The following is a 22,445-nucleotide window of genomic DNA, read 5'->3' as shown; positions in this document are numbered from 1 at the left end:
TGTTTCCTCAGGAGAAATGCAATTTCCTGTGGGAGCGAGCCTGCTCGCGAAGACGGCGGCACAGTCACCCGAGCAATTCGCTGATCCACTGCACCTCTTGCTTCAGCGCAAGAATTTTGTCCTCCGGCAACGTCTGTTGCGCTCGCGTAAACTGCCCCAACGTCTTTTGCCGCTGCTTCAGCCTGCGTTGCCATTTGTGCAGAAATGCCGGGCAGCGCGCCTGCAGATGCAGCGGACCGAAAAACAGTTCCCTGGCATCGTAAGTCACCGGATCAGAGGCCCGCTCGGCAACGATAATTTCGTAGTCGAAGCGGTTCTCGTGCAGCACTTCTTCGCAAACGATCCGGTAACTGTTATCCATCAACCACTGGCGCAGTGCTTGCTCGCCGCCGTTGGGTTGCAGGATCAAGCGTTCGTGGCCACTGAGATGGGCTTTGCCACTGTCGAAAATATCGCGAATGGTTTCGCCGCCCATGCCGCACAGGGTGATGGCGCTGATGCCGTCGTCAGGCCTGATCGCCGCCAGGCCATCGGCCAGACGCACGCTGATCTGGCCGCGCAGGTCGTTGTCATTGACGGTGCGTTGCGCCGCGTGAAATGGCGTGCGCGCGACCTCGCCAGCCACCGCCGCTGTAATCAGCCCTCGGCGCATCAGGGCAACCGGCAAATAGGCGTGATCCGAGCCGATATCCGCCAGCCGCGCGCCGACCGGCACGTGGGCAGCGACGCGCTCCAGGCGCATGGACAATGTCTGTTGGTTCAATGGCGACCCCGTTCACCCAGCGGTGGAAAAAGGGGTGCGACTCTGGCGAGCAACGCGGGCGCTGTCAAATCGCGCCGATGGAATCCCTCAAGCCATCGGCAGCACGGCGCTGCCGATGGACGTTGGCGCTTAGCCGGCGAGCGTTGCGTTGTCGATGACGAAGCGGTATTTCACGTCGCCCTTGAGCATGCGCTCATAGGACTCGTTGATCTGGTCGGCGCGGATCAACTCGATGTCGGAAACGATGCCGTGCTCGGCGCAGAAATCCAGCATCTCCTGGGTCTCGGGAATGCCGCCGATCATTGAACCGGCAATGGTGCGCCGCTTGGTGATCAGGTTGAATACGTTCGGCGACGGATGCGGCGATGCGGGCGCTCCGACCAGGGTCAACGCGCCATCGCGCTTGAGCAGCACGAGGAAGGCGTCGAGATCGTGCGGCGCTGCGACGGTATTGAGGATGAAGTCGAAGCTCTTGGTGTGTGCCGCCATTTCTTCGGCATTGCGCGACACCACCACTTCGTCCGCACCCAGCGCCTTGGCCGCTTCGCGCTTGGATTCGGAGGTGGTGAAGGCGACGACATGGGCGCCCATGGCGTGGGCCAGTTTGATGCCCATGTGGCCCAGGCCACCGATGCCGACCACGCCAACTTTCTTGCCGGGGCCAGCGTTCCAGTGGCGCAGCGGCGAGTAGGTGGTAATGCCGGCGCAGAGCAGCGGCGCGACGGCTGCCAGTTGCGCCTCGGGATGACGGATGCGCAACACATAGCGCTCGTGCACGACGATGTTTTGCGAATAGCCGCCGAGGGTCCAGCCCGGTGCGTCCGGGGTCGGGAAATTGTAGGTGCCGATCATGCCGTCGCAGTAATTTTCCAGACCGGATTCGCAGTCATCGCAGTGCTGGCAGCTGTCGACGATGCAGCCGACACCGACCAGATCGCCGACCTTGTAGTTTTTGACGTGATCGCCAACCGCCGAGACGCGGCCGACGATTTCATGGCCGGGCACGCAGGGGAATTGCGTGCCAGCCCATTCGGCGCGCACCTGATGCAAGTCGGAATGGCAGATGCCGCAGAAAGCGATATCGATCTGCACGTCGTGCGCCGCCGGGGCACGGCGGTTGATCTGCATCGGCTCAAGAGGTTTGTCGCCAGCGTGGGCGCCGTAGGCTTGTACGAGCATGTGAGCATCCTCCATGGGGTTGTCGGACGCCCATTGTTGCGCCTGGGTCGGAGCGCGAGGTAGTGCATTTCTGTGAAATGCTTGCCTGATTCTGCTGTTGATTGCGCAACCGAAAGGCAACCGAAAGGCAGCCGTATGGCTGCCGTTTCAGGCTCAACGCGGATTGGGCTGGTCGTCCATCTCGGCGTTATCGGTTTCCTGACGTACGCGCTCCGGATCCAGGCCGGTACTGTCATCATCCAGCGGGATTACGCCTTCGTTGTCGGGTAGCTCATCGATGCCGCGTTCCTTCATCGGATCGACCTCGGTACGCCCCGGACTCAGCGGGTCGGGCGTGGTTGGGAGCGGATCGTCACCTTGCTTGCCTTGATCGTTATTCATCTCACACCTCGTCATGGCCGTTTTCTACGGCTTGTGCAGGTTGGAGGTGCGGGCGATTTTCGCCGTTCGATTTTTTTGCCTGCCTTCGGTCGCCTCGCAAAAAGCGGAATTTCTCCGACGCGCGCGGCTCCATAAATCAACAGCCAGAGGCGAGGACGCAATGATGAGCAGTTCATTCAAAGTCGGCGAAGCGGTGCGCTGGAATTCCGAGGCAGGCGAAATCCACGGCAAAGTGGTCAAGGTGCACACTCGCGATACCGAGTTCATGGGCCGCCACCGCCCGGCCTCGAAAGACGCGCCGCAGTACGAGGTCAAGAGCGACAAGACCGGCCACCTGGCCATGCATCACGGCGACGCGCTGAAGCACGCTTAGAAACGCGCCAGTCGGTAGGCGTCGGCATTCGGCAACTCGCCGGCCGCGCCTGAGACCATCTGCCCGATCATCTCCGCCGTCAGCGCCGCCTGCGTCAGGCCCAGATGCTGATGACCGAAGGCAAGCAAGACCTTGCCGGCGCAAACCTGATCGATCACCGGCAGCGAATCCGGCAGCGACGGGCGAAAGCCCATCCACGGCGTCGCGCCATCAGCGTTCAGGTCCTTGCGAAACAGACCTTGGCTCAGGCGCTGCAACTGCCAGGCACGTGCCATGTTCGCTGGCCGCTCCACCCCGGCGAATTCGACTGTGCCGGCCAGACGCAGGCCTTCGCGCATCGGCGTCATGATGAATTTGCGTTCCAGCGAGGTGACGGGGAAGGGCAGGCGATCATGCTCGTGCGGCAGCATCAGGTGATAGCCACGTTCGGTGTCCAACGGTACCTGCTTGCCGGTCAGAGCGGCGGTGAGTTTTGCCGAATGCGCACCGCAGGCCAGTAACACGCGGCTGGCCGTCACACCGCCGTTGCCGGTCATCAACAAGACACCGTTTTCCTGCACGTAGCCGCCCTGAACCTGCTGCTGGAGAAAACTCACGCCGCTGCTGCGAGCCGCTTCGACCAGTGCGCAGACCACCCGATAGGGATCAAGGAAATGCCCGGTTCGCGGGAAAAACAGTCCGCCCTGAATCTGTTCGCTGAGCTGCGGCGCCGTTTCGCGAATCGGCCCCGCTTGCCAATAGTCCACCGGCACCTGCTGCTGATGCAGTCGCGCCTGCAAGGCTTCGATGGCCTGACGGGATTCAGGTTTTTCGAAGACCAGTAACGAGCCGTCAACCTTGAGCAGATCGGTGCGCTGGATATCGCTGAACAAGCGCTGCCACGCGTCGAGGCTGCTTTCGTTGAGCGCGCGCAAGCCGGCGACGGTTTTCTGAAAAGGCTCAGGCCGCAGATTCAGCAGCAAGCGGGTGAACCACGGCAGGGCGCGCGGCAGGTACTTCCAGTCCAGACGCAGCGGCCCCATCGGGTCCATCAGCATGGCCGGCAAACGCTTGAGGATCGACACGTCAGCAATCGGGAACACCTGCTCGGTGGCCAGATGCCCGGCATTACCGAACGAAGCGCCATGCCCCGGTTCCTGCTGATCGATGACCACCACGCGCAAACCCTGGCGCGCCAGACGCAGTGCGCAAGCGACGCCGATGATCCCCGCGCCGACCACGGCGATGTCGTGCGATGGATTATTCGCCATGGCGTGTCGCTTCCCGTTGGCCATCGAGCAAGCGCCGAAGGTTGAGCGGATTGGTCTGTTGCAGCACCGTCGGCAGCAAGCTGTCGGGGAAATCCTGATAGCACACCGGCCGCAGGAAACGCAGGATCGCCGCAGTGCCCACCGAGGTGCTGCGCGCATCCGAGGTCGCCGGGTAAGGCCCGCCATGCACCATCGCATCGCAGACTTCCACGCCGGTCGGCCAGCCATTGACCAGCAAGCGCCCGGCCTTGCGCTCGAGGGTTGGCAGCAACGCGCGCGCCAAAGCAAGGTCCGCGTCATCCATGTGCAATGTCGCGGTCAGTTGACCTTCGAGATGGGCGCAGACCTGACGGATTTCTTCGTCACTGCTGCATTGCACGATCAGCGCTGTCGCGCCGAAGACCTCGGCTTGCAAGCTTTGATCGGCAAGAAAATCCGCTGCATCGGTGCTGAAGACATGCGTCTGACACTGATTCGGGCCGCCGCCGGCTTGGCCAACCGCTACCGCGCGTGCACGGGGATTGTCTTGCAGAGCCGTCACGCCTGTTTGACAGGCGCCGAAGATGCCGGGCGTGAGCATGGTTTGCGCCGCGCTGCGCGGGATCAGTTCCGCTACCGCGCCGAGGAACCCGTCGAGCGCCGGGCCTTTGCGGGCAATCAGCAATCCCGGGTTGGTGCAGAACTGCCCGGCGCCCAGTGTCAGCGACGCGACAAACCCTTCGGCCAGCGCCTGCGCGCGATTTTCCAGCGCGGCGGGAAACAGCAAAACCGGGTTGATCGAGCTCATTTCCGCATACACCGGGATCGGCTCGGCCCGCGCTTGCGCAGCTTTCATCAAGGCCAGACCGCCAGTGCGCGAGCCGGTGAAACCAGCGGCTTTGATGCGCCAGTCGCTGACCAATGCGATGCCGACTTCGTAGCCAGAATCGAACAATAAGGAAAACACGCCCTCGGGCAGAGCGCAGGCTTTGACCGCTTGCGCCACTGCGCGGCCGACCAGTTCGCTGGTGCCCGGATGGGCGCTGTGCGCCTTGACGATTACCGGGCAACCGGCCGCCAGTGCTGCGGCGGTGTCGCCACCGGCCACGGAAAATGCCAGCGGAAAGTTGCTCGCACCAAACACCGCGACCGGCCCCAGGGCAATCTGCCGCTGGCGCAAGTCGGAGCGCGGCAGTGGTTGGCGTTGCGGTTGCGCACTGTCGACGCGCACGTCCAGCCATTCACCCGCGCGCACGGTACGGGCGAACAGGCGCAATTGCGAGCAGGTGCGGCCACGTTCGCCCTGAAGGCGTGCAGGCGGCAGACCGGTTTCGGCGTGGGCGCGTTCGATCAGTTCATCGCCAAGGTTTTCGATGTGTTCGGCAATGCTTTCGAGAAATGCCGCACGGGTGCTCAGGCTGGTTTCGCGGTACGCGTCTTGCGCCGTCCAGGCCAGGGCGCACGCCTGTTCCACCTGTTCGGCTGACGCCCCGGCGTACTGCGGTTCAAGTGCCTGGTTGGTCGCCGGATCAATCCCGCGAAAGGCTGGACGATGGCCCGTCACGGATTGTTGGCCGATCAGCATGTTGCCCGTCAGAGTCATGGTGTCTTCCTGTGAAATGAGCGAGGCCTGCCGCGAATCGTGATGACTCGCGGCAGGTGGCGGTCAGGCGAAGTTCTGCTCGGCGGACCAGTTTTCGTACCAGTGACGGAACAGCGAATACTGCTTCTCGGCATAGCGCCGTTGCGAGTCGCTCAGCACGTCGCTTTCGTTGAAGTGCAGGGTGTATTCCTTGTCGCCGTTGAGCACCATCAGATGCTTGTAATACAGCACCAGATCGCAACCTTCGTCGAACGAGGACAGCACCGCCAGCGCCGACTCCAGTTCCCGCGCCTGGCGCCGGGCCTTGGCATCGCCTTGCGCGGCCTGCTTGCTCAGCGCCACCAGTTGCAGCACTTCGCGGGGCAGGGCGTTGCCGATGCCGGTAATGGCGCCGGTGGCGTTGCAGTTGACGAAGCCGTGCACCACTTGCGTGTCGACGCCGACCATCAGCGTCACGTCGTCATCCTTGGAGGTGATGTTCTCGGCCGCGTAGCGCAGGTCCGCGCCGCCGCCGAATTCCTTGAAGCCGATCAGGTTTGGGTATTCACGGCGCAGTTCAAAAAATAGATCGGCGCGGGTGGCGAAGCCGTAGTAAGGGCTGTTGTAGATCACCGCCGGCAAGTTCGGTGCGGCTTGCAGAATGGCGGCGAAGTGGGCCTTTTGCGCCGTCGCCGAAGCACCACGGGACAGCACGCGCGGAATGACCATCAAGCCTTGCGCGCCGACTTTCGCCGCATGCGCTGCGTGGGAAACCGCTTCTCGGGTATTCACTGCACCAGTGCCGACGATGGTCGGCACCCCGGCAGCGACCAGGCGCGCCACGCCTTCCTGGCGCTCGGCTTCAGTCAGCAGCGGCCAGTCGCCCATCGAGCCGCAATAGACCACGGCGCTCATGCCGACATCGATCAGCTCGCGTCCCTTGGCCACCAGCGCATCGAAGTCCGGTTTGCGCTGGGCGGTGCATGGGGTCATCAGGGCCGGCATGCAGCCGGTGAAGATGTTGTCGCTCATGGTTCAACTCCTTGGCATTTCGTTTGATTCGAGGTGGAAAAGCGGCGTGGCGGCTCAGATGCCCCACGCGAACGGGTCGGTTTCGTCGATCAGCAAGGTGCTGTCGGCGGTCATGTAGGCGCGGCCGGTGATGAACGGGCGAATGCGTTCGCCCTCCCATTCGAAGCGCCCTTCGAACTGGCTGCCGGTGATGCTCGCCTGGATCCACGGTGCGCCCGCTTGCAGCTTGTCGTCGGCGGCCAGGCAGGCAAGTTTGGCGCTGGTGCCGGTGCCGCATGGTGAGCGGTCATAGGCTTTGCCGGGGCACATGACGAAGTTGCGGCTGTCGGCCCGATCGTCATCGGCGAACAGTTCGATGTGGTCGATGACCGCGCCGTCTTCGCCAAAAATGCCCTGATCTTCCAGCGCCTTGAGCATGGCCCAGGTGTACGCGGTCAGGTGTTCGACGTTGTCCATCGTTAACCTCTGGCCATGCTCGGAGACCAGATAAAACCAGTTGCCGCCGTAGGCGATATCACCGACTACGCGACCAAAACCGGGCACGTCCACTGGTACTTGTTTGCGATAGCGGTAGGCGGGCACGTTGCCCAGAGTGACCGAGCCATCGTCGTGCAGCGTCGCGCTGACTTGCCCCACCGGTGTGTCGATCTTGTGCACGCCCGGGTGGATTTTCCCCAGATGCTGCAACGAATTGATCAGGCCAATGGTGCCGTGGCCGCACATGCCCAGGTATCCGGCGTTGTTGAAGAAGATCACCCCGCAGGTGGCATCAGGCGACACCGGTTGGCAATAGAGCGCGCCGACCAGCACATTGTTGCCGCGTGGCTCGAGCAGACAGGCGCGGCGCCACTGATCGTGCTGGCTGCGCAGGGCGTCGCGTTTCTCGACCATGCTGTTGCCGGACAGCTCGGGGAAGCCGCTCATCACCAGTCGCGTCGGCTCGCCGCCGGTGTGGGAATCAATGACGTGTACTCGTTTCATGAAGAGATCCCGTTGGATGATTTCAGTAGGCGCCGGCAGGGCGGGCGGTGACGGTTGGCGAGGGCGCAGGGCTTTCGCTTTCTTCGTCCTCGTCGTCCAGGCGCAGCAGATGGGCAGGCACGCCGGTCGCTGCGCCCCAGTAGTAAATACCGGTGGCGCAAGCGGCGACGACGATCGTATCGAACGGATGGGCGAGGATGCCCAGGCCCCCGAAGGTGCCGAGTTTAGACAGCACGATAGTCACCGCGTAGAACGCGATCAGCCACGCCGATGAGCGCACCTGACGCGCCAGACTCAGGTGTGCGGTCGGCACAAAGCGACCGCAGAACAGGTAGATGACAAACATCTGGATTTGCAGGCCAAGCAGCCACGATACGGTGTTCCAGCCCGACCAGTAGACGATCAGCGCGGCGATGATGAACGACACCGGCCCGAGCAGGCCCATGCTCTTGACCCGGAACGGGCGCGGCATGTCCGGCGCATTGCGGCGCAGCGCCGCAACCGACACTGGCGCCACCGCATAGCTCAACACCAGCGCGGCGGAGACCACGTTGATCAGCGCTTCCCACGACGGGAATGGCAGGGTCCAGAACACCGACAGGGCGAAAGTCAGCCACAGCGCCGGACGCGGGATGCCGGACTTTTCATCGATGTGGGTGAAGACCTTGAAGAAGGTGCCGGTCTGCGCCCAGCCGTAGATCACTCGCGGCGTGGCGTTCATGTAGATGTTGCCGCAGCCGCTCGGCGAGATCACCGCATCGGCGACCACCAGATAGGCCAGCCAGCCGACACCGAGCGCCAGGGCGATGTCGCGATAGGGCAGGGCGAATTCCTTGCTGATACCCGCCCAGCCGTTGGCGAGCATTTCCGTCGGGATGCTGCCGAGAAAGGCCATTTGCAGCAGCACGTAAATCAGGGTCGACAGCAGTACTGAAAGAATCAGCGCGATGGGAATGGTGCGCTGTGGATTCTTCACTTCGCTGGCCACGGAAATGATCGGCGTCAGGCCCAGGTAGGCAAAGATGATTCCGCCGGCAGAGACCGCCATCTCCACGCCGGACAGGCCGAATGGAGCGAATCCCTGAACCTGAAAGTTCTCCGGTTTGAAGAAAGTGAACAGCACGCCGATCACCAGCAGCGGCACGATGAATTTGAACACGCTGACCAGATTGTTGGCCTTGGCGAAGGTCTTCACGCTGCGGTAGTTGAGCAGGAAAAACACGCAGAGCAGGCCGAACTGCACCAGCCAGCCGAGGATCGTCGGATCGCCACTGCCAGCCTTGGTCAGGCCGGGAAACCACGCCGCCGCGTATTGGCGCGAGGCGACCACTTCGATCGCCACCAGACTGGAAAACGCAATCAGCGTAATGAAGCCCATCAGGTAGCCGAGCAGCGGGCCGTGGGAATAAACCGGGTAGCGCACCACCCCGCCGGCCCGGGGCAATGCCGCGCCCAGTTCGCAGTAGACGATGCCCAGCAGCAACACGGCAAAGCCGCCCAGCAACCAGGAGAAAATCCCCGCCGGACCGGCAATCGCCGAGACATGGCTGGCGGCGAACAACCAGCCGGAGCCGAAGATCGCGCCGAGTCCGATAAAGGTGAGGTCGATCAATGAAAGCTGTTTTTTGAACTTGCCTTGGCCTGACATGGCATCGCCTTCTTGTGAGTTATTGGATAGGCAGTTGTGTCACGGGGACGAGCAGACTTTGCACGGGTCGACGGCGGCGGCGATTGATGTTTTATGCAGGGATCGATGACGAATTCAGCACAATGGCGCTGGCGATTGCTGGGCCTCGACAGGGCCGTGACGTTGCTGCACTCTGCTCGCGGACAGCTTTTCTGGCGGTTCATCTCGAGGGGGAAGTGTTTGATGCAGTCAGCGTTTTCGATCCTGTGCCAGGGCACTGACGGCTTGCGTGCGCAGACCCTCGAAGAGATGGTCGCCGGTGCCGCGCAGTTGTTGCCGATACTCGATGTCATCCCCAATGCGGCGATCTTCATCAAGGATCTGCAAGCGCGCTATGTGCTGGCCAACCGTACGCTGGTGCAGCGCTGTGGCTTGAAGGACCTGCGCCCGTTACTCGGCAAAACCAGTGCGCAGGTGTTCCCGGCGCAGTTGGGCCCGGGTTATACCGAGCAGGATCGCAAGGTGCTGGAGGAAGGATTTGTGCTGGAGGATCAGCTCGAACTGCACCTGTATGGCAGTCGCGAACCGGGCTGGTGCCTGACCCACAAACGACCGATCTACAACCGTGACGGGACGATCATCGGCCTGGTGGGGATCTCGGTGGATCTGCAATCAGCCAGCGAAACCCACCCGGCGTTCGAGCGCCTGGCGGCTGTCGATGAATACATTCGCGGCAACTTCAACCGGCGGGTGACGCTGGGTGAACTGACGCGGATCGCCGGGATTTCCGTGGCGCAACTGGAACGCTACTGCAAACGCGTTTTTCACCTGACACCACGGCAGATGATTCAGAAAGTCCGCCTGGAACACGCGCATCGATTGCTGCACAGCGACTTGCCGATTACCGAGGTTGCGCTGCAATGCGGCTACACCGATCACAGCGCTTTCACCCGTCAGTTCAAGGCCTCGACCGGGTTTACACCACGCCAATACCGGCAAGCCACCGGGCATTAGACCAACACGGCCAGCCAGGCCGAGAGCAGCAGAAGAAGGGCCAGTGCCGCGTTCATTCGCTTGAACGCTTGCGGTGAGCTGAGCAACCGCGCGCTGCCGACGCCGAGCAGCGCCCAGAGCGTCATGCACGGCAGCGACACCAGCAGAAATGCCAGCGACAACACCAGCAGGCGCAGCGTCTTGTCGCCGCCGCCAACGAATACGCTGACCACCGCCACAGCCATCATCCACACCTTCGGGTTGATCAGTTGCAGTAGCGCCGCGCCGAATACGCTCAAGCCTTGTTCCTGAGCGGCATTCGGGTCCAGCGATGGCGGCGGGCTGCGAAAGATCTGCCACGCCAGCCAGCTCAACCAGAGCACGCCAGCCCAGGCCATGGCTTGCTGCACGCGCGGAAAGCGCAACAGGGTTTCGCCAGCGCCGAGCCCGACCACCAGCACGATCAACGCGGCCGCCGCACAGGCGCCGAAAATGATCGGCAACGTGGCAATCAATCCGCGCCGCGAACTGTGGCTCAGCACCAGAATATTGGTCGGCCCCGGAGTGATCGAGGCGACGAAAGCAAACAGCAGAAAGGGCAGTAAAGAAGCCATGGTGCAAATTCCTGAAAGTCGAAACAGGACACCATGATCGCCAGCGGGCGGGCCTCAGTCTGGAAGATTTGAGCAGCGTCTGCGGTAGTCCGCCGGGGTCAGTTGATAGGCGCGGCGGAACCAGCGACCGAGGTGACTCTGATCGGCAAAACCAAGCACGCTGGCCACCTGCGCTGGCGTCTCGCCGCGCGCGAGCAATTGCCGTGCCTTGGCCAGGCGCAACTGGATCAGGTAGGCGTGGGGTGCCAGACCGAAAGCGGCCTTGAACGCGCGGGTCAGGCGAAAACGATCGACACCACAGGCTTGCGCTAGGTCGTCGAGGCCGATGTCTTCGTAGGTGTGGGCATGCAGATAGTCGCGCGCAACCTGCGCAACCAGTGGCAGGCGCGGATCGAAGTCCTGACGCTTGCGCCAGTCGAGATGGCGGGTGAGGGACACCAGCAGGCCATCCAGCGCAGTCTGCCGGACGATGCGCAGATCGCCGTCATGTAACGCGTGGAAGGCTTGCACGATCGCCGTCGACAGGCGCGGATCGTGGCTCAGTGTGTCGGCAAAGCCTGGCTGACTGTCGGCGGGTGCCTCTTCGAACAGCGCGTGCAGTTCACGCTCCAGCCAGTGCGGATCCAGATACAGCATCGAATAGGTAAAGCCATCCTCGGTCGGCGCGTGGCCATCGTGGATTTCACCCGGCTCAAGCAGAAACACATGCCCCGGCGTACTGCGATGACGCACCCGGCGACAGTTGAATTGCTGGACGCCTTGCTCGGTAACGCCGACGAGAAAGCTGTCATGCCAGTGCGGATCGTAGGCATGCCCTCGGAAATGCGCACGAATCGACTCGATCCCGGTATCGACATCCTGGGAGAGAGAGATCCAGTTGCGTTTGTCCATGGGAGGATTCCATAGGGCGGTTGAGCAGGGGCGTTTCTAAAATACCGCGTGGAGGAGGAGAGTGTTTAGAAGATTTGTGCAGGTGCGCAGGGCGGGGCGCGTCAGGCAATGTGCCTTGGATGGGACCAGAAAACGCAGACGAAAAAAAACCGCCTTCGCGGGGCGGTTTTTAGTGGGCGTCGATTTGCGATCGAAGCCAGGTGCTTCACCAGCCACCCTAACCAGGATTGCCATGGTAGGGAGTTTTACCGTTCCTTGCAACGGTTGAACAGGCGTTCGAAACAAGCGCGTCTACAGCCCTGCGGAGAATTTATATGTTTATGTTTGTTGAAGAATGTCTGGCAGAAATAACATTTAACAAAGGCGGGTCGTTGTTTGATGGATAACGGTATGAGCGGCACTTTTGTCTTGGGGTTTTCAGGTTAATATGCCCGCGCTCAACTGATAGAGCGGCTGAGAGGTTTGGCCGGGGGCGCGAAAGGTTTTACGCCCTTCGACGCGGATTCGCACCCGTGCCGGAATGATGTCTCGAAGGGATTTCAACCGGCCGCCTCACCAGCCACCCTAACCAGTCGGCTGAAGGCACGCATGGTCCGGTAAGTTTGCTGGAGGTTTGGCCGCCAGCACTGGAGGCCAAAACGTATGAAGCTTTTGCTGCGTACGCTGAGCCTTGTATGGAGATTGTTGAAAGCCTTGCGCTTTTACGAGTTCCTGCGAGATCACTTTGACGACCTGAAATAAGGTCGTCTAAGTGGGGAAAGACCCGTTTCGGTTTCGACTGATACGGGTCTTTTTTTGTGCGCAAAAACTGTCAGAAACGAGATTGTCGGTTTTATGCTTTCGACTTTGTAGGGCGTTTCGCTTAACGACGTAAGCAACAGCATGAAGATCGATCCAATAGCGGCTCATGCTCGATCAGCCATTGATTGCGTCAATAACAACCATTAAGTCAATGAAGTTCTCATATCCACGGTGCGGCGTAAGATCGGCTCCATACCCAACCACTGCAACTCGGAGCACACCATCATGAAACGCCAGACTATCCTCGGTATCGCTTTCTCGGTTTTTGCACTGAATGCCTTCGCCGCCACCGAAACCGACCCACTGTTCAGCGACGCGGTCGCCTCCACTCAAACGGACCGCTTGTTCAGCGACGCAGTAGCCGCAACCGAAACCGACCCGCTGTTCAGCGATGCAGTCGCTGCGACCGAAACCGACCCGCTGTTCAGCGATGCAGTAGCCTCTGATGGCTCCGATCATCTGCAAGGCAATCGGGTCGCCGAAGGTGGCGCTGACCGTCTGCTCGAACGTCGCACCGCTTGAGCGCAACGATGAGCATCGATAACGAATGCCGCCTCAACCACAGGCGGCATTCGTTCTATTCATGCATTACAACTCTGCTCTAAACCGCACTCGGCAGCACGGCCTTGTCGCGATCGCGGCTCTTGAATGTCGCCCAGAAACACAGTAATACCGCCACGGAAAAACCGGCGGGGAACAGCCAGATGCTTCTCCAGTCATGCCCTGCGCTTGATGTGAAGTGGTCGGTAATTCGTCCCGCGATCCAGAAACCAATCAACATGCCCAATCCGTACGTAGCCAAGGTGATCAAACCTTGCGCCGAGCTGCGGAAGCGTTCCGGTGCCTTGGCATCGGTGTAGATCTGCCCGGACACGAAGAAGAAGTCATAGCACACGCCGTGCAGGGCAATGCCGATCAGCAGCATGAATGCCTGATCGTCGTTATTGCCGAACGCAAACAGCACGTAACGCAATGCCCAGGCAGCCATGCCGACCAGCAGGGCGATCTTGATGCCGAAACGATGGATGAACAGCGGCAGCAACAGCATGAACAACACTTCCGAGACCTGACCGATGGCCATCTTCGCTGTCGGGTTGGTCATGCCGATCTCCGCGAGAAACGGATTGGCATTCTGGTAATAGAAAGCCAGCGGAATGCAGATCAGGATCGAGGCGAGGAAGAACACCAGATAGCTGCGATCCTTGAGCAAACCCAACGCATCGACCCCGAGCATCTGCTTGAGGCTTGATGAGCCCGCTGCACTTTTCATCGGCGCAGTACTCGGCAGACTGAAGCTGTAAAGCCCCAGCAACAGCGACGCGACGGCGGACATCAGGAACGTATTGCGCAAGCCTCCGGCCGCGATGCTTTGCTGCGAGTCCCAGGCGAACACGAAGCTGATCACCACGCCGGCGACGATCCAGCCCACCGTGCCCCACACGCGTATGCGCGAGAACTCAAGCGCCGGGTCTTTGATCTGGCGGAACGCCACGGCGTTCACCAGTGCCAATGTCGGCATGTAGACCATCATGTAGGCGAGCACATAGGGATAAAACGCGCTGAAGTCTGCCGCGCGATAGAGCTGATAGAGCAACACTGCGCCAAGCAGATGCAGCACTGCCAGAATGCGTTCGGCATTGAAGAAACGGTCGGCAATCAAGCCAATGACAAACGGCGCCAGAATCGCGCCCCAAGATTGCGTGGCGAAGGCCATGCCGACCTGGCCGCCGCTGGCAGCGAGCGTGGTGGCCAGAAAAGTGCCGAGGGTGACGAACCAGCCACCCCAGATAAAGAACTGCAAAAACATCATCACGCTTAGTCGCGCATTCATTACGTTCATTTCAGATCACCGTATTGTTTTTATGTCGGTAACGCGGATGAATCAATCGTCAGTCAGACCGAGCAGGCGTCGGTTGGAAGCAGCGTCAGCGCTGACTCCGGCGAAATCGTCGAAGGCCTTGGCGGTCTTGCGGATCATGTGTCGCTCGATGAACGCCGCGCCTTGCGCCGCGCCCTGTGCGGAGTCTTTCAGGCAGCACTCCCACTCGAGCACGGCCCAGCCGTTGAAGTCGTATTGGCACAATTTGCTGAAGATCGATTTGAAATCGATCTGGCCGTCGCCCAGCGAGCGGAAGCGCCCGGGACGCTCGACCCAGCCCTGATAGCCGCCGTAGACGCCGGAGCGCGCATCGGGGCGGAACTCGGCATCCTTGACGTGGAACATGCGGATGCGTTGGTGGTAACGGTCGATGAAGCCGAGGTAGTCCATTTGCTGCAGCAGCAGGTGGCTCGGGTCATACAGAATTGCGGCGCGAGGGTGATGATTCACCGCCTCAAGAAACTGCTCGAACGAAGCGCCGTCATGCAAATCTTCGCCGGGATGGATTTCGTAGCACAGATCAACGCCAGCCTCTTCGAAGCAGTCGAGGATCGGCAGCCAGCGCTTGCCCAGTTCGGCGAAACCTTGCTCGACCAAACCGGCCGGACGCTGTGGCCACGGATAGACGTAAGGCCAGAGGAGGGCGCCGGAGAAGGTCGCATGGGCCGTAAGTCCCAAACGCTTGCTGGCACGAGCGGCCAGTTTCAACTGCTCAATGGCCCACTCGGTGCGCTCCTGCGGCTTGCCGCGCAGCGCGGGCGGGGCGAAGTCGTCGAACAGGCTGTCGAACGCCGGATGCACCGCGACCAATTGCCCTTGCAGGTGCGTCGACAGCTCACTGATCACCACACCCGCGCGGGCGCAGACGGCGATGAGTTCGTCGCAGTAATCCTGGCTCTCAGCGGCGCGCTGCAAGTCGATGAAACGCGTGCCGAGGGTCGGTAACTGAATGGCTTTGTAGCCTTGCGAGGCTGCCCATTCGGCGATGTTGGCGAGCGTGTCGAAAGGCGCTTCGTCGGCGATGAATTGCGCGAGGAAAATCCCCGGACCTTTCAGGCCAGTCGAATTTTGCTGATCACTGTGCATTGTGCTGGGCTCCTGTCAGTGGGCCGGGGATCTCGCTCCACTTTTCATTGCCAAGGTGATTGGCGATCGCGGTTTCAATGAAGGCCATGCCGCGCAGGCCGGTCTCGATGCCCGGTACGCCCGGAGCCTGGTGGCCCTCGGCGCCATGCACAATCGCTTCGGCGAGATCGCCGTACAGGTTGGCCATGGCTTCCAGATAACCTTCGGGATGCCCCGCAGGCAGGCGCATGCGTTGGGTTGCGGCGGCACACAGCCACGGCTGACCTACTCCGGATCGCAGAATGCGCATCGGTTCATTCAACGGTCGATGAATCAGACTGGCCGGCTCTTCCTGACGCCACTCCAGCCCACCCTTGTCACCGTAGACGCGGATCTTCAGCGGGTTTTCTTCACCGGCGCAGACCTGACTGGCGAGCAATACACCACTGGCGCCGTCGCGCATTTTGAACAGCATCGCGACATCGTCATCCAGTTGCCGACCCTCGACATGCGAGCCGAGCATCGCGCTGATGAACTGAATCGACTGGCCGGTGACGAACTCGGCGAGGGAAAACGCATGGGTGCCGATGTCGCCGATGCAGCCGCCGATCCCGGATTGCGTCGGGTCGTCGCGCCAGCCGGCCTGCTTGTTGCCCTGCCCGGCGACATCGGTGCTGAGCCAGCCTTGCGGGTACTCGACGAGGACTTTGCGCACGCGCCCGAGCACGCCGCTGGCGACCATTTCGCGGGCCTGCCAGACCATCGCGTAACCGAGGTAGGTGTGCGCCAGCCCGTAAATTCGCTGGCTGTTGATGACCACCGAGTGCAGCGCCTGCACCTCGGCGAGGTTCAGCGCCGCGGGTTTCTCGCTGAACACGTGAAAACCGGCGCTCAATGCCTCACGGGCAATCGGTGCGTGCAGATGATTGGGAGTGACGATGACCAGCAGTTGCATGCGCTGCTCGGCGGGCAGGGCGGCCTCGCGGGCGAGCAGGGTTTGCCAGTCGCCGTAACAACGCTCGGCCGCGACACCCAAGGACGCAGCGGTGCGCTGATTATTCTCCGAGTCGCGGCTGAACGCGCCACAGACCAGTTCGAAGCGTCCGTCGAGGCCGGCGGCTTGCCGGTGGGCACGGGCAATGAATGAACCTTCACCGCCTCCAACAAAACCCGTTCTTATTTTTGCGGCAGCGTACATGGCAGTCGTCTCGGTAGCTGGATGCAATGTTGATGAGTGATGTAACCGGTTACATCGTGGGCGAAATCTAGGCGTGAAATAGCCGGGTGTCAAATGGCAGCGGATGATCGACAGCGTTTCGATCGCTCGTCGCCTGCGGTAAGCTCCGCGCCTGATCGGCATGAAACAACGAGGTGTTTTTGTCCAATATTCGCGAAGTGGCTCGGCTGGCCGGGGTTTCCGTGGCGACGGTTTCGAGGACTTTGAAATCGCCCGAGCGCGTGCTCGCGCCAACCCGTGAGCGCGTCATGGCCGCCGTGGAGCAGGCCGGCTATCGGCCGAACCTGATGGCCGTGCAGTTTCGTTCGCGGCGCACCGGCAATCTGGTGATTCTGGTGCCGACCATCGCTAACACCTTTTTTGCCCGGGTCATCAGCGGCGCGCAGCAAGCGGCGCAGGCGGCCGGTTATCGCCTGCTGCTGTGCGACACCCAGGGCCGGGAAGAACTCGAGCGACAATTCGCCGAGCTGGTGTACGCCTATCAGGCCGACGGGGTGATCCAGTTGCGCGCCTACGATCCTTTCGAAAACGCCCCGGCCGACGCCGATGTGCCGCCGATCGTTAACGCCTGCGAAGTGCTCAAGGCCGGGCGTTATCCAACCATCAGCCTGGACAACGTCGCCGCCGCCAAAGCCATGACCGACCACCTGATCGCCTTGGGACATCGACGCATCGGCCTGATCAAAGGCTCAAAAAACAGCCCGCTGACCCTGGATCGACTGGCAGGTTACGAAGCGGCATTGCGCGAGGCCGGGATTGCCTTCGATGAAGCACTGATCTGCCATGGCAATTTCAGCCTCGAGGCCGGTTTTGCCGGAGCGCAAAAGATGCTCGGCTTGGCCGAGCGGCCCAGCGCGCTGTTCTGCGAAAACGATGAAATGGCCATTGGTGCGCTCAAGCGCATCCGGCAGGCCGGGCTGCGGGTGCCCGAGGACATTTCCCTGGTGGGTTTTGACGACATTCCGATGGCTGCGTACTGCGATCCGCCGTTGACCACCATCTCGCAACCGGCCGAGGCCTTCGGGGCCAAGGCGGTCGAGATGTTGATTGCGCTGATCGAAAAACAGCCGCTGACAGAGCGGCATGTCGTCTTGCCGTTCGAGCTGACGCCACGCAGCAGCGCGGCCCGCATCGACAACACGGGCAAGCGCTAACCGAATCACGCCGCTGGCGGTTTCGCCAGCGCAATCCCCGCTACGCCCAACCGCTTCAACACTTCGAACAACAAATCGCTCTTGGTCAGCCCGACAATCCTCGGGCTGCCGACATAGCCGGTGACCGTGAGGGTTATGCCGTCCGGCGACAATTTGCTGAAACGCACGAACGGCGCCGGTTTATCGAGGATGGTTTCGTTCTCGTGATACGCATCCAGCAGCAGCTGTTTGACCTGCTCAGGATCGATATCCAGCGGAAACACCAGCTCCAGCGATGCCACGCCTTGAGCACTGCCGCCGAGGGTAACGTTGCGCAGGTTCTGCGAGATCAGTTGCGAGTTGGGCACGATCACGATCGAGCGGTCGCTGAGCTGGATTTCCGTGGCACGCACGTTGATCCGGCGGATGTCGCCCTCGACGCCGCTGATGCTGATCAGGTCGCCGACTTTCACCGGGCGCTCGGTGAGCAGGATCAGGCCGGAGACGAAGTTCTTGACGATCTCCTGCAAGCCAAAGCCGATACCTACGGATAGCGCACTGACGATCCACGCCAGATTGGTCCACTGCACGCCCAGCGACGACAGCGTCAGCAGAATCACAAAGGCGTAGCCGATGTTGGAAAACAGCGTGCTCAGTGACGCGCACATGCCCGGGTCCATGTCGGTTTTGGGCAGGAACTCGTTGTCGAGCCAGCGGCTCAATGCACGGATCAGCCAGATACCGATCAGCAGTGCCAGCAGCGCGTTGAGCAGATGCGCCGGGACGATATTCAGCTTTCGCAAACCGGCGCCGCCAAGGATCGACATGATGTTGGTGACCAGTTGGCCGAGCGTGGTGCCGATGCCGCCGACAAACAACGAAATCAGCGCCATCAGCATCAGGCCGGCGCGGCTGACGCCGGACAACAGGATCGACGTCTGCTCAAGGCGCCGATCGCTGACGCCGAGCAATTGCTTGAGCGCCTGGCCGCTCGCGTGTTTCGGCGAAAACAGGTGCTCACAGGCGTCCTTGACCAGCTGAATCAGCAAGTAGAAGCCCGACAGCACGACATAGCCCCACACCAGCTCATAACTGATGAACCGTGCCAGCGAAACATAGCCGGCAAGCAGGGCGATGGCCGTCACCAACATAGAGAGACTGGCGACGCTGTAGATCAGCCCGGCGAACACGCTGTTCGTAGCCGACGCGTCATTGGCTGCGACCAAGGCCTTGCGCACTTTGCCGACGCGCAACAGCATCGTGCCGATGATCGCCAGCACCACAATGGAAATCACGCCGCGCCCGGCCATCACGATGTGGCTGCTCATGCCTGTGGCATTGGCGACTTGCACCAGCGTCACCAACACCAGCAATGAGCAGGCGAGGATTCGCGGATAAGGCTTGAGGGCCAGCGCCACTGGATCGGCAATCGACGGCAGGCGCCAGGACGGGTGCGCGGTGGAGAGCAATGCGCGGCTGAGCCCGGTGATCAGCACGCAGGCATAGACGACTTTCTCGAACTCTTCGGAGAAGGTTTCCAGCACCGGCGGCAGTGCGTCGTGGCGGGTGCAGGCGTAGAACAACAGCTTCAGGGCGATGGCGGTGGTGACGAACGTCGCGATAGCTGAGGCGAAGGCCAAGGCACTGCGGCGCAGTCGGCCCTCCGCCACGCGATGAATGCAGAACCAGGTCAGCCCGCGCTCAGCCAGACGTCGGCCGAAGGTCCAGATCAGCAGCGCCAACAGCACCAGTACGCAGGTGTAAAAACGCTCGCCCGGCGCCCAGACCGTGGCCCAGACGTCGCCCACCTGCTCGACGAACAGTCGCAGGCGCTGGCGGTCGTCTTCGCTTGGATTGACCAGCGGTGTCCAGAAATACGGGCTCAATACGCTGCGCGTGCTTAGGGTCAGTTCGCTTTCCAGCAGGGTGCGGCGGATGCCGGCGATTTGCGTGATCAGATCGGCGGCGTTCTGTTTCAGTGCGGCGAGGCTTTTCAGGGTGCCATCGACCTTGCTTTTCTGCTCCGCCAGCGCCGCCCGCTGCGCGACGATATCGGCTTGCTCGGCGGCCACCTCGGCGTCGGGCGCCGTGCCGAGCACGCCCAGTTGCACCGCCAGTTGCGCCTGTTGCGGCAACAGCGCTGCCGACAACCGATCGACATCGAGAATGAACGCCTGCACCCGATCCTGCGGGCCTTCGAGCTGGTTGTAATTGTTTGCCGCCGAAATCTGCTGCTTGAGCCCGTCCAGGCGTTGTTGCAGGGCTTGCAGATCGCTTTGCGAAATCACCGGCATTGGCGCTGCGCCGGAGTTTGCCGGCGCGGCAACATCCGCCGCCCACAGCGCAGCGCTGCCCGGCATCAGTAGCAGCAACAGAATCAAAAACAACGACTTGAATGAACAACGCATGGGGGCGGCGGGCTCGAGTGGTTCACACAGACTATGAGGGTAGGTGATCGCGCTGAACGGGGCGGAAAACTTTCACTGCAAGAGGCGCTTACACGCTCATCCAATCCGGCGGAATGATCCGCGCAGCGAGCGGTCAACCGGCAATAACAGCTTCGAGAACATGCCATGTCCATCGCCAAGGAAACGATTGAATACCTGCGCCAACATTCGCTGATCATCACCACCGCCGAATCCTGCACGGCCGGGGAAATCGTCATGTTGCTGTCGGAAGTCCCCGGCAGCGGCGAGCTGATCGAGTGCGGCTATGTGGTCTATTCGCCGCAAGCCAAGCAGCGCCTGCTGCACGTCAGCCCGGCGACCATGGATACCTTCAATCTGACCAGCGTGGAAGTGGCCAGTGAAATGGCCATCGGTGCGTTGCGCGACAGCACCGCCAACGTCGCCGTCGCCACCACTGGCATTCTCGGACCCGACGATATGGATGGCATCAAGGCCGGTACGGTGTGTTTCGCCTGGGCATTCCAGTTCGATGACAAACATTTTCTGTTCAGCACCCAGCAATGGTTTCCCGGATCGCGCAGTGAAGTGCAGACCCTCGCTTCTGAATTCGCCCTGCAGCAGTTGCCCGATTATCACCGTCGCGCCTTGCGCGGCGAAGGAGGGTGGCGCCGATGAAGCACGACGCTGACCATCCTGATCTGCGCAGTCGGCAGTTCCCGGTGCAGGAGGACATGGCCTATCAGTTGAAGGTCTGGCGCTTCGAGCACATCGGTTGGAACCTGTTGGTGCTGTGCATGCTGCTGGGCCTGCTGGGGCTGTTTTCCCGTGGCGTGCTCAGTTCGCAGGACGCCCGCAGCGACGACGGCAAAGTCCAGGTCGAATACGAGATGTTCCACCGCAACGGCTCGACCAACCCGCTGAAACTCAGCGTGCACGCGGCGCCTGAAGCCACTGTCGAACTCGACATCGGTGGCGAGATGCTCGATGGCTTCAGCGTCGAAACCATGCAGCCGGCCCCGGTGCGTATGCGCAGCTCAAAACAGGGTATGCGCTTGTGGTTGCAGGCGGATGCCCAAGGCCAGGCGACGCTCTATGTGACGCTGCGCGGTGACGGATTGGGCCTGTTTCGCAGCCAAATCCGCGTGCCTGGCTCGAGCGAAGTGAAGCTCACTCAATTCATTTATCCATAGGTGACCCATGGACTCGGTGTTGCGCGCACTCGCGATGTATCTGGCACTGATGGTGCTGTTCAAAATTGCCGGCCGGCGTTCGCTGGCCGAGTTGACGACGTTTGATTTCGTCCTGCTGATGATCATCGGTGAAGCCACCCAGCAAGCGCTGCTCGGTGATGATTTTTCTCTGACCAATGCGTTTCTGGTGATCATTACGCTGATCGCTGTGGATGTCGGTTTTTCCCTGCTCAAACAGCGTTCCAGTTGGGTGTCGCGGCTGATCGATGGCGAGCCGACGATCATTGTCGAGAATGGCAAGCTGTTGCACCGACGCCTGCGTCATGCGCGGCTGGTCGAGGCGGATGTCATGGAGGCGGCACGCTCCAGTCAGGGCATAGAAACCATCGACCAGATCAAATTCGCAATCATCGAGCGCAACGGCAAGATTTCCGTGATCCGCCAGGATCCGGAAGGCGGCTGAACCTTTGACGCCGCACGGCCGCAATTTTTTTGAACGCTGAAAAAGCCTCACAGCCCAATGCTTACAAGTCATCGGAGGATTGCGAAATGAACGAGGCAGCGAGTTACTTCTCCATCGCCGTGGCGGTGATCATTCTGCTGGTCGACCTGTGGGCGATCGTCAGTGTGTTTCGCAGCAACAAAAGCGTCGGCGTCAAAGCCGCCTGGGCGATCGGTCTGATCGTATTCCCGGTGCTCGGCCTGATCGTGTGGGGCATCGCCGGCCCGCGCGGCGTCAAGGAAGGGCCCTCGTCGCCGGAGCACAGTAAGGGTTGAGAGCCCGATGCACTCCTACAATGAATTTGCGCACATCCCGGAAGAGGGTAAACGATGCTAGGTCAAGCTTGAACCGGGTAGCGATACCACTGCTGACAGGAGATCGTCATGAAAAAAATCTGCGTATGTCTGGGGTTCTGCTCAATGTTTCTGTTGAGCGGCTGCTTCGATTCCAACGATGCACCCAACAAGGACGGTGACAAGAGCAAGCCGTCGGTGCAGATGCAGACCGAGAAGCCTGAGGAGGGCAAGTAACTGCTGGCCAATAATCCCTGTGGGAGCGAGCCTGCTCGCGAAGGCGTCGGGTCAC

The 22,445-nt window shown here is 61.2% G+C and carries 23 protein-coding genes; 9 read left to right on the top strand and 14 right to left on the bottom strand.

From position 1 onward, the window contains the following. Positions 1-64: 64 nt before the first annotated feature. The 3 genes from AAEZ10_RS24180 to AAEZ10_RS24170 form a co-directional block, all read right to left on the bottom strand. Positions 65-763, bottom strand: coding sequence for a tRNA (adenine(22)-N(1))-methyltransferase (locus AAEZ10_RS24180; RefSeq protein WP_339100082.1), 699 nt, complete (start codon positions 761-763; stop codon positions 65-67). A gap of 129 nt (positions 764-892) precedes the next feature. Continuing rightward, a complete protein-coding gene (locus AAEZ10_RS24175) occupies positions 893-1,942 on the bottom strand; it encodes an NAD(P)-dependent alcohol dehydrogenase (protein WP_071171871.1) in 1,050 nt (349 codons plus the stop codon). A 153-nt stretch (positions 1,943-2,095) separates the two neighbouring features. After that, positions 2,096-2,323 (bottom strand): hypothetical protein, encoded by a 228-nt coding sequence (locus tag AAEZ10_RS24170; RefSeq protein WP_350571316.1) that lies wholly within the window; start codon positions 2,321-2,323, stop codon positions 2,096-2,098. A gap of 163 nt (positions 2,324-2,486) precedes the next feature. Here AAEZ10_RS24170 and AAEZ10_RS24165 point away from each other — a divergent pair, with 163 nt between their 5' ends. After that, entirely contained in the window at positions 2,487-2,696 is a 210-nt protein-coding gene (locus AAEZ10_RS24165; protein WP_122507430.1) for a hypervirulence associated TUDOR domain-containing protein, read from the top strand. Here the strand turns inward: AAEZ10_RS24165 and AAEZ10_RS24160 are convergent. The 5 genes from AAEZ10_RS24160 to AAEZ10_RS24140 all read right to left on the bottom strand — a co-directional run bounded on the left by AAEZ10_RS24160 (position 2,693) and on the right by AAEZ10_RS24140 (position 9,168). After that, positions 2,693-3,946 (bottom strand): NAD(P)/FAD-dependent oxidoreductase, encoded by a 1,254-nt coding sequence (locus tag AAEZ10_RS24160; protein ID WP_350571314.1) that lies wholly within the window; start codon positions 3,944-3,946, stop codon positions 2,693-2,695. The two genes, AAEZ10_RS24165 and AAEZ10_RS24160, sit on opposite strands and share 4 nt — an antisense overlap. Then, the gene (locus tag AAEZ10_RS24155) at positions 3,936-5,528 is read right to left on the bottom strand and encodes an aldehyde dehydrogenase (NADP(+)) (RefSeq protein WP_350571312.1); all 1,593 of its coding nucleotides are present in this window, start codon (positions 5,526-5,528) and stop codon (positions 3,936-3,938) included. The genes AAEZ10_RS24160 and AAEZ10_RS24155 overlap by 11 nt, the downstream gene beginning before the upstream one ends. A gap of 63 nt (positions 5,529-5,591) precedes the next feature. Continuing rightward, positions 5,592-6,539: a dihydrodipicolinate synthase family protein gene (locus AAEZ10_RS24150; RefSeq protein ID WP_110599051.1), complete on the bottom strand. Its 948-nt coding sequence runs from the start codon at positions 6,537-6,539 to the stop codon at positions 5,592-5,594. A 54-nt stretch (positions 6,540-6,593) separates the two neighbouring features. Then, a complete protein-coding gene (locus tag AAEZ10_RS24145) occupies positions 6,594-7,520 on the bottom strand; it encodes a 4-hydroxyproline epimerase (RefSeq protein WP_273525580.1) in 927 nt (308 codons plus the stop codon). Positions 7,521-7,542: 22 nt separating this feature from the next. Beyond that, positions 7,543-9,168: an APC family permease gene (locus AAEZ10_RS24140; RefSeq protein WP_350571309.1), complete on the bottom strand. Its 1,626-nt coding sequence runs from the start codon at positions 9,166-9,168 to the stop codon at positions 7,543-7,545. Positions 9,169-9,390: 222 nt separating this feature from the next. On the opposite strand from AAEZ10_RS24140, the gene AAEZ10_RS24135 reads away from it, so the two are divergent. Next, positions 9,391-10,161, top strand: a complete 771-nt coding sequence (locus AAEZ10_RS24135; protein WP_073475236.1) for an AraC family transcriptional regulator — start codon at positions 9,391-9,393, stop codon at positions 10,159-10,161. On the opposite strand, the gene AAEZ10_RS24130 is transcribed toward AAEZ10_RS24135, so the two are convergent. Both AAEZ10_RS24130 and AAEZ10_RS24125 read right to left on the bottom strand, forming a co-directional pair. Further along, positions 10,158-10,754, bottom strand: a complete 597-nt coding sequence (locus tag AAEZ10_RS24130; protein ID WP_323167084.1) for a LysE family translocator — start codon at positions 10,752-10,754, stop codon at positions 10,158-10,160. The genes AAEZ10_RS24135 and AAEZ10_RS24130 overlap by 4 nt on opposite strands. A gap of 54 nt (positions 10,755-10,808) precedes the next feature. Continuing rightward, positions 10,809-11,645, bottom strand: a complete 837-nt coding sequence (locus AAEZ10_RS24125; RefSeq protein WP_073475231.1) for an AraC family transcriptional regulator — start codon at positions 11,643-11,645, stop codon at positions 10,809-10,811. Positions 11,646-12,671: 1,026 nt separating this feature from the next. On the opposite strand from AAEZ10_RS24125, the gene AAEZ10_RS24120 reads away from it, so the two are divergent. Next, the gene (locus tag AAEZ10_RS24120) at positions 12,672-12,968 is read left to right on the top strand and encodes a hypothetical protein (RefSeq protein ID WP_024012526.1); all 297 of its coding nucleotides are present in this window, start codon (positions 12,672-12,674) and stop codon (positions 12,966-12,968) included. Between the two features lie 79 nt (positions 12,969-13,047). On the opposite strand, the gene AAEZ10_RS24115 is transcribed toward AAEZ10_RS24120, so the two are convergent. The 3 genes from AAEZ10_RS24115 to AAEZ10_RS24105 are packed head-to-tail and all read right to left on the bottom strand — an operon-like array spanning position 13,048 to position 16,588. Then, positions 13,048-14,286: a nucleoside permease gene (locus AAEZ10_RS24115; protein WP_073475229.1), complete on the bottom strand. Its 1,239-nt coding sequence runs from the start codon at positions 14,284-14,286 to the stop codon at positions 13,048-13,050. A 42-nt stretch (positions 14,287-14,328) separates the two neighbouring features. After that, positions 14,329-15,411, bottom strand: a complete 1,083-nt coding sequence (locus tag AAEZ10_RS24110) for a sugar phosphate isomerase/epimerase family protein (RefSeq protein ID WP_073475227.1) — start codon at positions 15,409-15,411, stop codon at positions 14,329-14,331. Next, positions 15,401-16,588, bottom strand: a complete 1,188-nt coding sequence (locus AAEZ10_RS24105; protein ID WP_350571305.1) for a Gfo/Idh/MocA family protein — start codon at positions 16,586-16,588, stop codon at positions 15,401-15,403. The genes AAEZ10_RS24110 and AAEZ10_RS24105 overlap by 11 nt, the downstream gene beginning before the upstream one ends. 179 nt (positions 16,589-16,767) lie before the next feature. Here AAEZ10_RS24105 and AAEZ10_RS24100 point away from each other — a divergent pair, with 179 nt between their 5' ends. Then, positions 16,768-17,781 (top strand): LacI family DNA-binding transcriptional regulator, encoded by a 1,014-nt coding sequence (locus AAEZ10_RS24100; protein ID WP_350571303.1) that lies wholly within the window; start codon positions 16,768-16,770, stop codon positions 17,779-17,781. Between the two features lie 5 nt (positions 17,782-17,786). Here AAEZ10_RS24100 and AAEZ10_RS24095 read toward each other — a convergent pair whose 3' ends face one another. Next, a complete protein-coding gene (locus AAEZ10_RS24095; RefSeq protein ID WP_350571301.1) occupies positions 17,787-20,168 on the bottom strand; it encodes a DUF3772 domain-containing protein in 2,382 nt (793 codons plus the stop codon). 165 nt (positions 20,169-20,333) lie between these two features. Here AAEZ10_RS24095 and AAEZ10_RS24090 point away from each other — a divergent pair, with 165 nt between their 5' ends. The 5 genes from AAEZ10_RS24090 (at position 20,334) to AAEZ10_RS24070 (ending at position 22,390) form a co-directional block, all read left to right on the top strand. After that, positions 20,334-20,843, top strand: coding sequence for a CinA family protein (locus AAEZ10_RS24090; protein ID WP_073475221.1), 510 nt, complete (start codon positions 20,334-20,336; stop codon positions 20,841-20,843). Beyond that, complete coding sequence (locus AAEZ10_RS24085; protein WP_350571299.1) at positions 20,840-21,358, top strand: hypothetical protein; 519 nt, start codon at positions 20,840-20,842, stop codon at positions 21,356-21,358. Before AAEZ10_RS24090 ends, AAEZ10_RS24085 begins: the two co-directional genes overlap by 4 nt. Before the next feature lie 7 nt (positions 21,359-21,365). Further along, positions 21,366-21,821, top strand: coding sequence for a DUF421 domain-containing protein (locus AAEZ10_RS24080; protein ID WP_024012534.1), 456 nt, complete (start codon positions 21,366-21,368; stop codon positions 21,819-21,821). An 86-nt stretch (positions 21,822-21,907) separates the two neighbouring features. Further along, entirely contained in the window at positions 21,908-22,135 is a 228-nt protein-coding gene (locus AAEZ10_RS24075; protein WP_024012535.1) for a PLD nuclease N-terminal domain-containing protein, read from the top strand. A 108-nt stretch (positions 22,136-22,243) separates the two neighbouring features. Further along, complete coding sequence (locus AAEZ10_RS24070) at positions 22,244-22,390, top strand: hypothetical protein (RefSeq protein WP_016774259.1); 147 nt, start codon at positions 22,244-22,246, stop codon at positions 22,388-22,390. Positions 22,391-22,445: the final 55 nt, after the last annotated feature.

The organism is Pseudomonas sp. H26/SER47-MNA-CIBAN-0231 (genome assembly GCF_040310465.1).
Taxonomy (GTDB): domain Bacteria; phylum Pseudomonadota; class Gammaproteobacteria; order Pseudomonadales; family Pseudomonadaceae; genus Aquipseudomonas; species Aquipseudomonas atacamensis.
Note: the sequence above shows the minus strand (reverse complement) of the source record. Positions and strands in the feature narration are given on the sequence as shown.

Excerpts from the sequence above, each read along its gene's own strand:
- AAEZ10_RS24175 (WP_071171871.1), bottom strand. The coding sequence starts at position 1,942 with ATGCTCGTACAAGCCTACGGCGCCCACGCTGGCGACAAACCTCTTGAG.
- AAEZ10_RS24170 (WP_350571316.1), bottom strand. The coding sequence starts at position 2,323 with ATGAATAACGATCAAGGCAAGCAAGGTGACGATCCGCTCCCAACCACG.
- AAEZ10_RS24165 (WP_122507430.1), top strand. The coding sequence starts at position 2,487 with ATGAGCAGTTCATTCAAAGTCGGCGAAGCGGTGCGCTGGAATTCCGAG.
- AAEZ10_RS24160 (WP_350571314.1), bottom strand. The coding sequence starts at position 3,946 with ATGGCGAATAATCCATCGCACGACATCGCCGTGGTCGGCGCGGGGATC.
- AAEZ10_RS24155 (WP_350571312.1), bottom strand. The coding sequence starts at position 5,528 with ATGACTCTGACGGGCAACATGCTGATCGGCCAACAATCCGTGACGGGC.
- AAEZ10_RS24150 (WP_110599051.1), bottom strand. The coding sequence starts at position 6,539 with ATGAGCGACAACATCTTCACCGGCTGCATGCCGGCCCTGATGACCCCA.
- AAEZ10_RS24145 (WP_273525580.1), bottom strand. The coding sequence starts at position 7,520 with ATGAAACGAGTACACGTCATTGATTCCCACACCGGCGGCGAGCCGACG.
- AAEZ10_RS24140 (WP_350571309.1), bottom strand. The coding sequence starts at position 9,168 with ATGTCAGGCCAAGGCAAGTTCAAAAAACAGCTTTCATTGATCGACCTC.
- AAEZ10_RS24135 (WP_073475236.1), top strand. The coding sequence starts at position 9,391 with ATGCAGTCAGCGTTTTCGATCCTGTGCCAGGGCACTGACGGCTTGCGT.
- AAEZ10_RS24130 (WP_323167084.1), bottom strand. The coding sequence starts at position 10,754 with ATGGCTTCTTTACTGCCCTTTCTGCTGTTTGCTTTCGTCGCCTCGATC.
- AAEZ10_RS24125 (WP_073475231.1), bottom strand. The coding sequence starts at position 11,645 with ATGGACAAACGCAACTGGATCTCTCTCTCCCAGGATGTCGATACCGGG.
- AAEZ10_RS24120 (WP_024012526.1), top strand. The coding sequence starts at position 12,672 with ATGAAACGCCAGACTATCCTCGGTATCGCTTTCTCGGTTTTTGCACTG.
- AAEZ10_RS24115 (WP_073475229.1), bottom strand. The coding sequence starts at position 14,286 with ATGAACGTAATGAATGCGCGACTAAGCGTGATGATGTTTTTGCAGTTC.
- AAEZ10_RS24110 (WP_073475227.1), bottom strand. The coding sequence starts at position 15,411 with ATGCACAGTGATCAGCAAAATTCGACTGGCCTGAAAGGTCCGGGGATT.
- AAEZ10_RS24105 (WP_350571305.1), bottom strand. The coding sequence starts at position 16,588 with ATGTACGCTGCCGCAAAAATAAGAACGGGTTTTGTTGGAGGCGGTGAA.
- AAEZ10_RS24095 (WP_350571301.1), bottom strand. The coding sequence starts at position 20,168 with ATGCGTTGTTCATTCAAGTCGTTGTTTTTGATTCTGTTGCTGCTACTG.
- AAEZ10_RS24090 (WP_073475221.1), top strand. The coding sequence starts at position 20,334 with ATGTCCATCGCCAAGGAAACGATTGAATACCTGCGCCAACATTCGCTG.
- AAEZ10_RS24085 (WP_350571299.1), top strand. The coding sequence starts at position 20,840 with ATGAAGCACGACGCTGACCATCCTGATCTGCGCAGTCGGCAGTTCCCG.
- AAEZ10_RS24080 (WP_024012534.1), top strand. The coding sequence starts at position 21,366 with ATGGACTCGGTGTTGCGCGCACTCGCGATGTATCTGGCACTGATGGTG.
- AAEZ10_RS24075 (WP_024012535.1), top strand. The coding sequence starts at position 21,908 with ATGAACGAGGCAGCGAGTTACTTCTCCATCGCCGTGGCGGTGATCATT.
- AAEZ10_RS24070 (WP_016774259.1), top strand. The coding sequence starts at position 22,244 with ATGAAAAAAATCTGCGTATGTCTGGGGTTCTGCTCAATGTTTCTGTTG.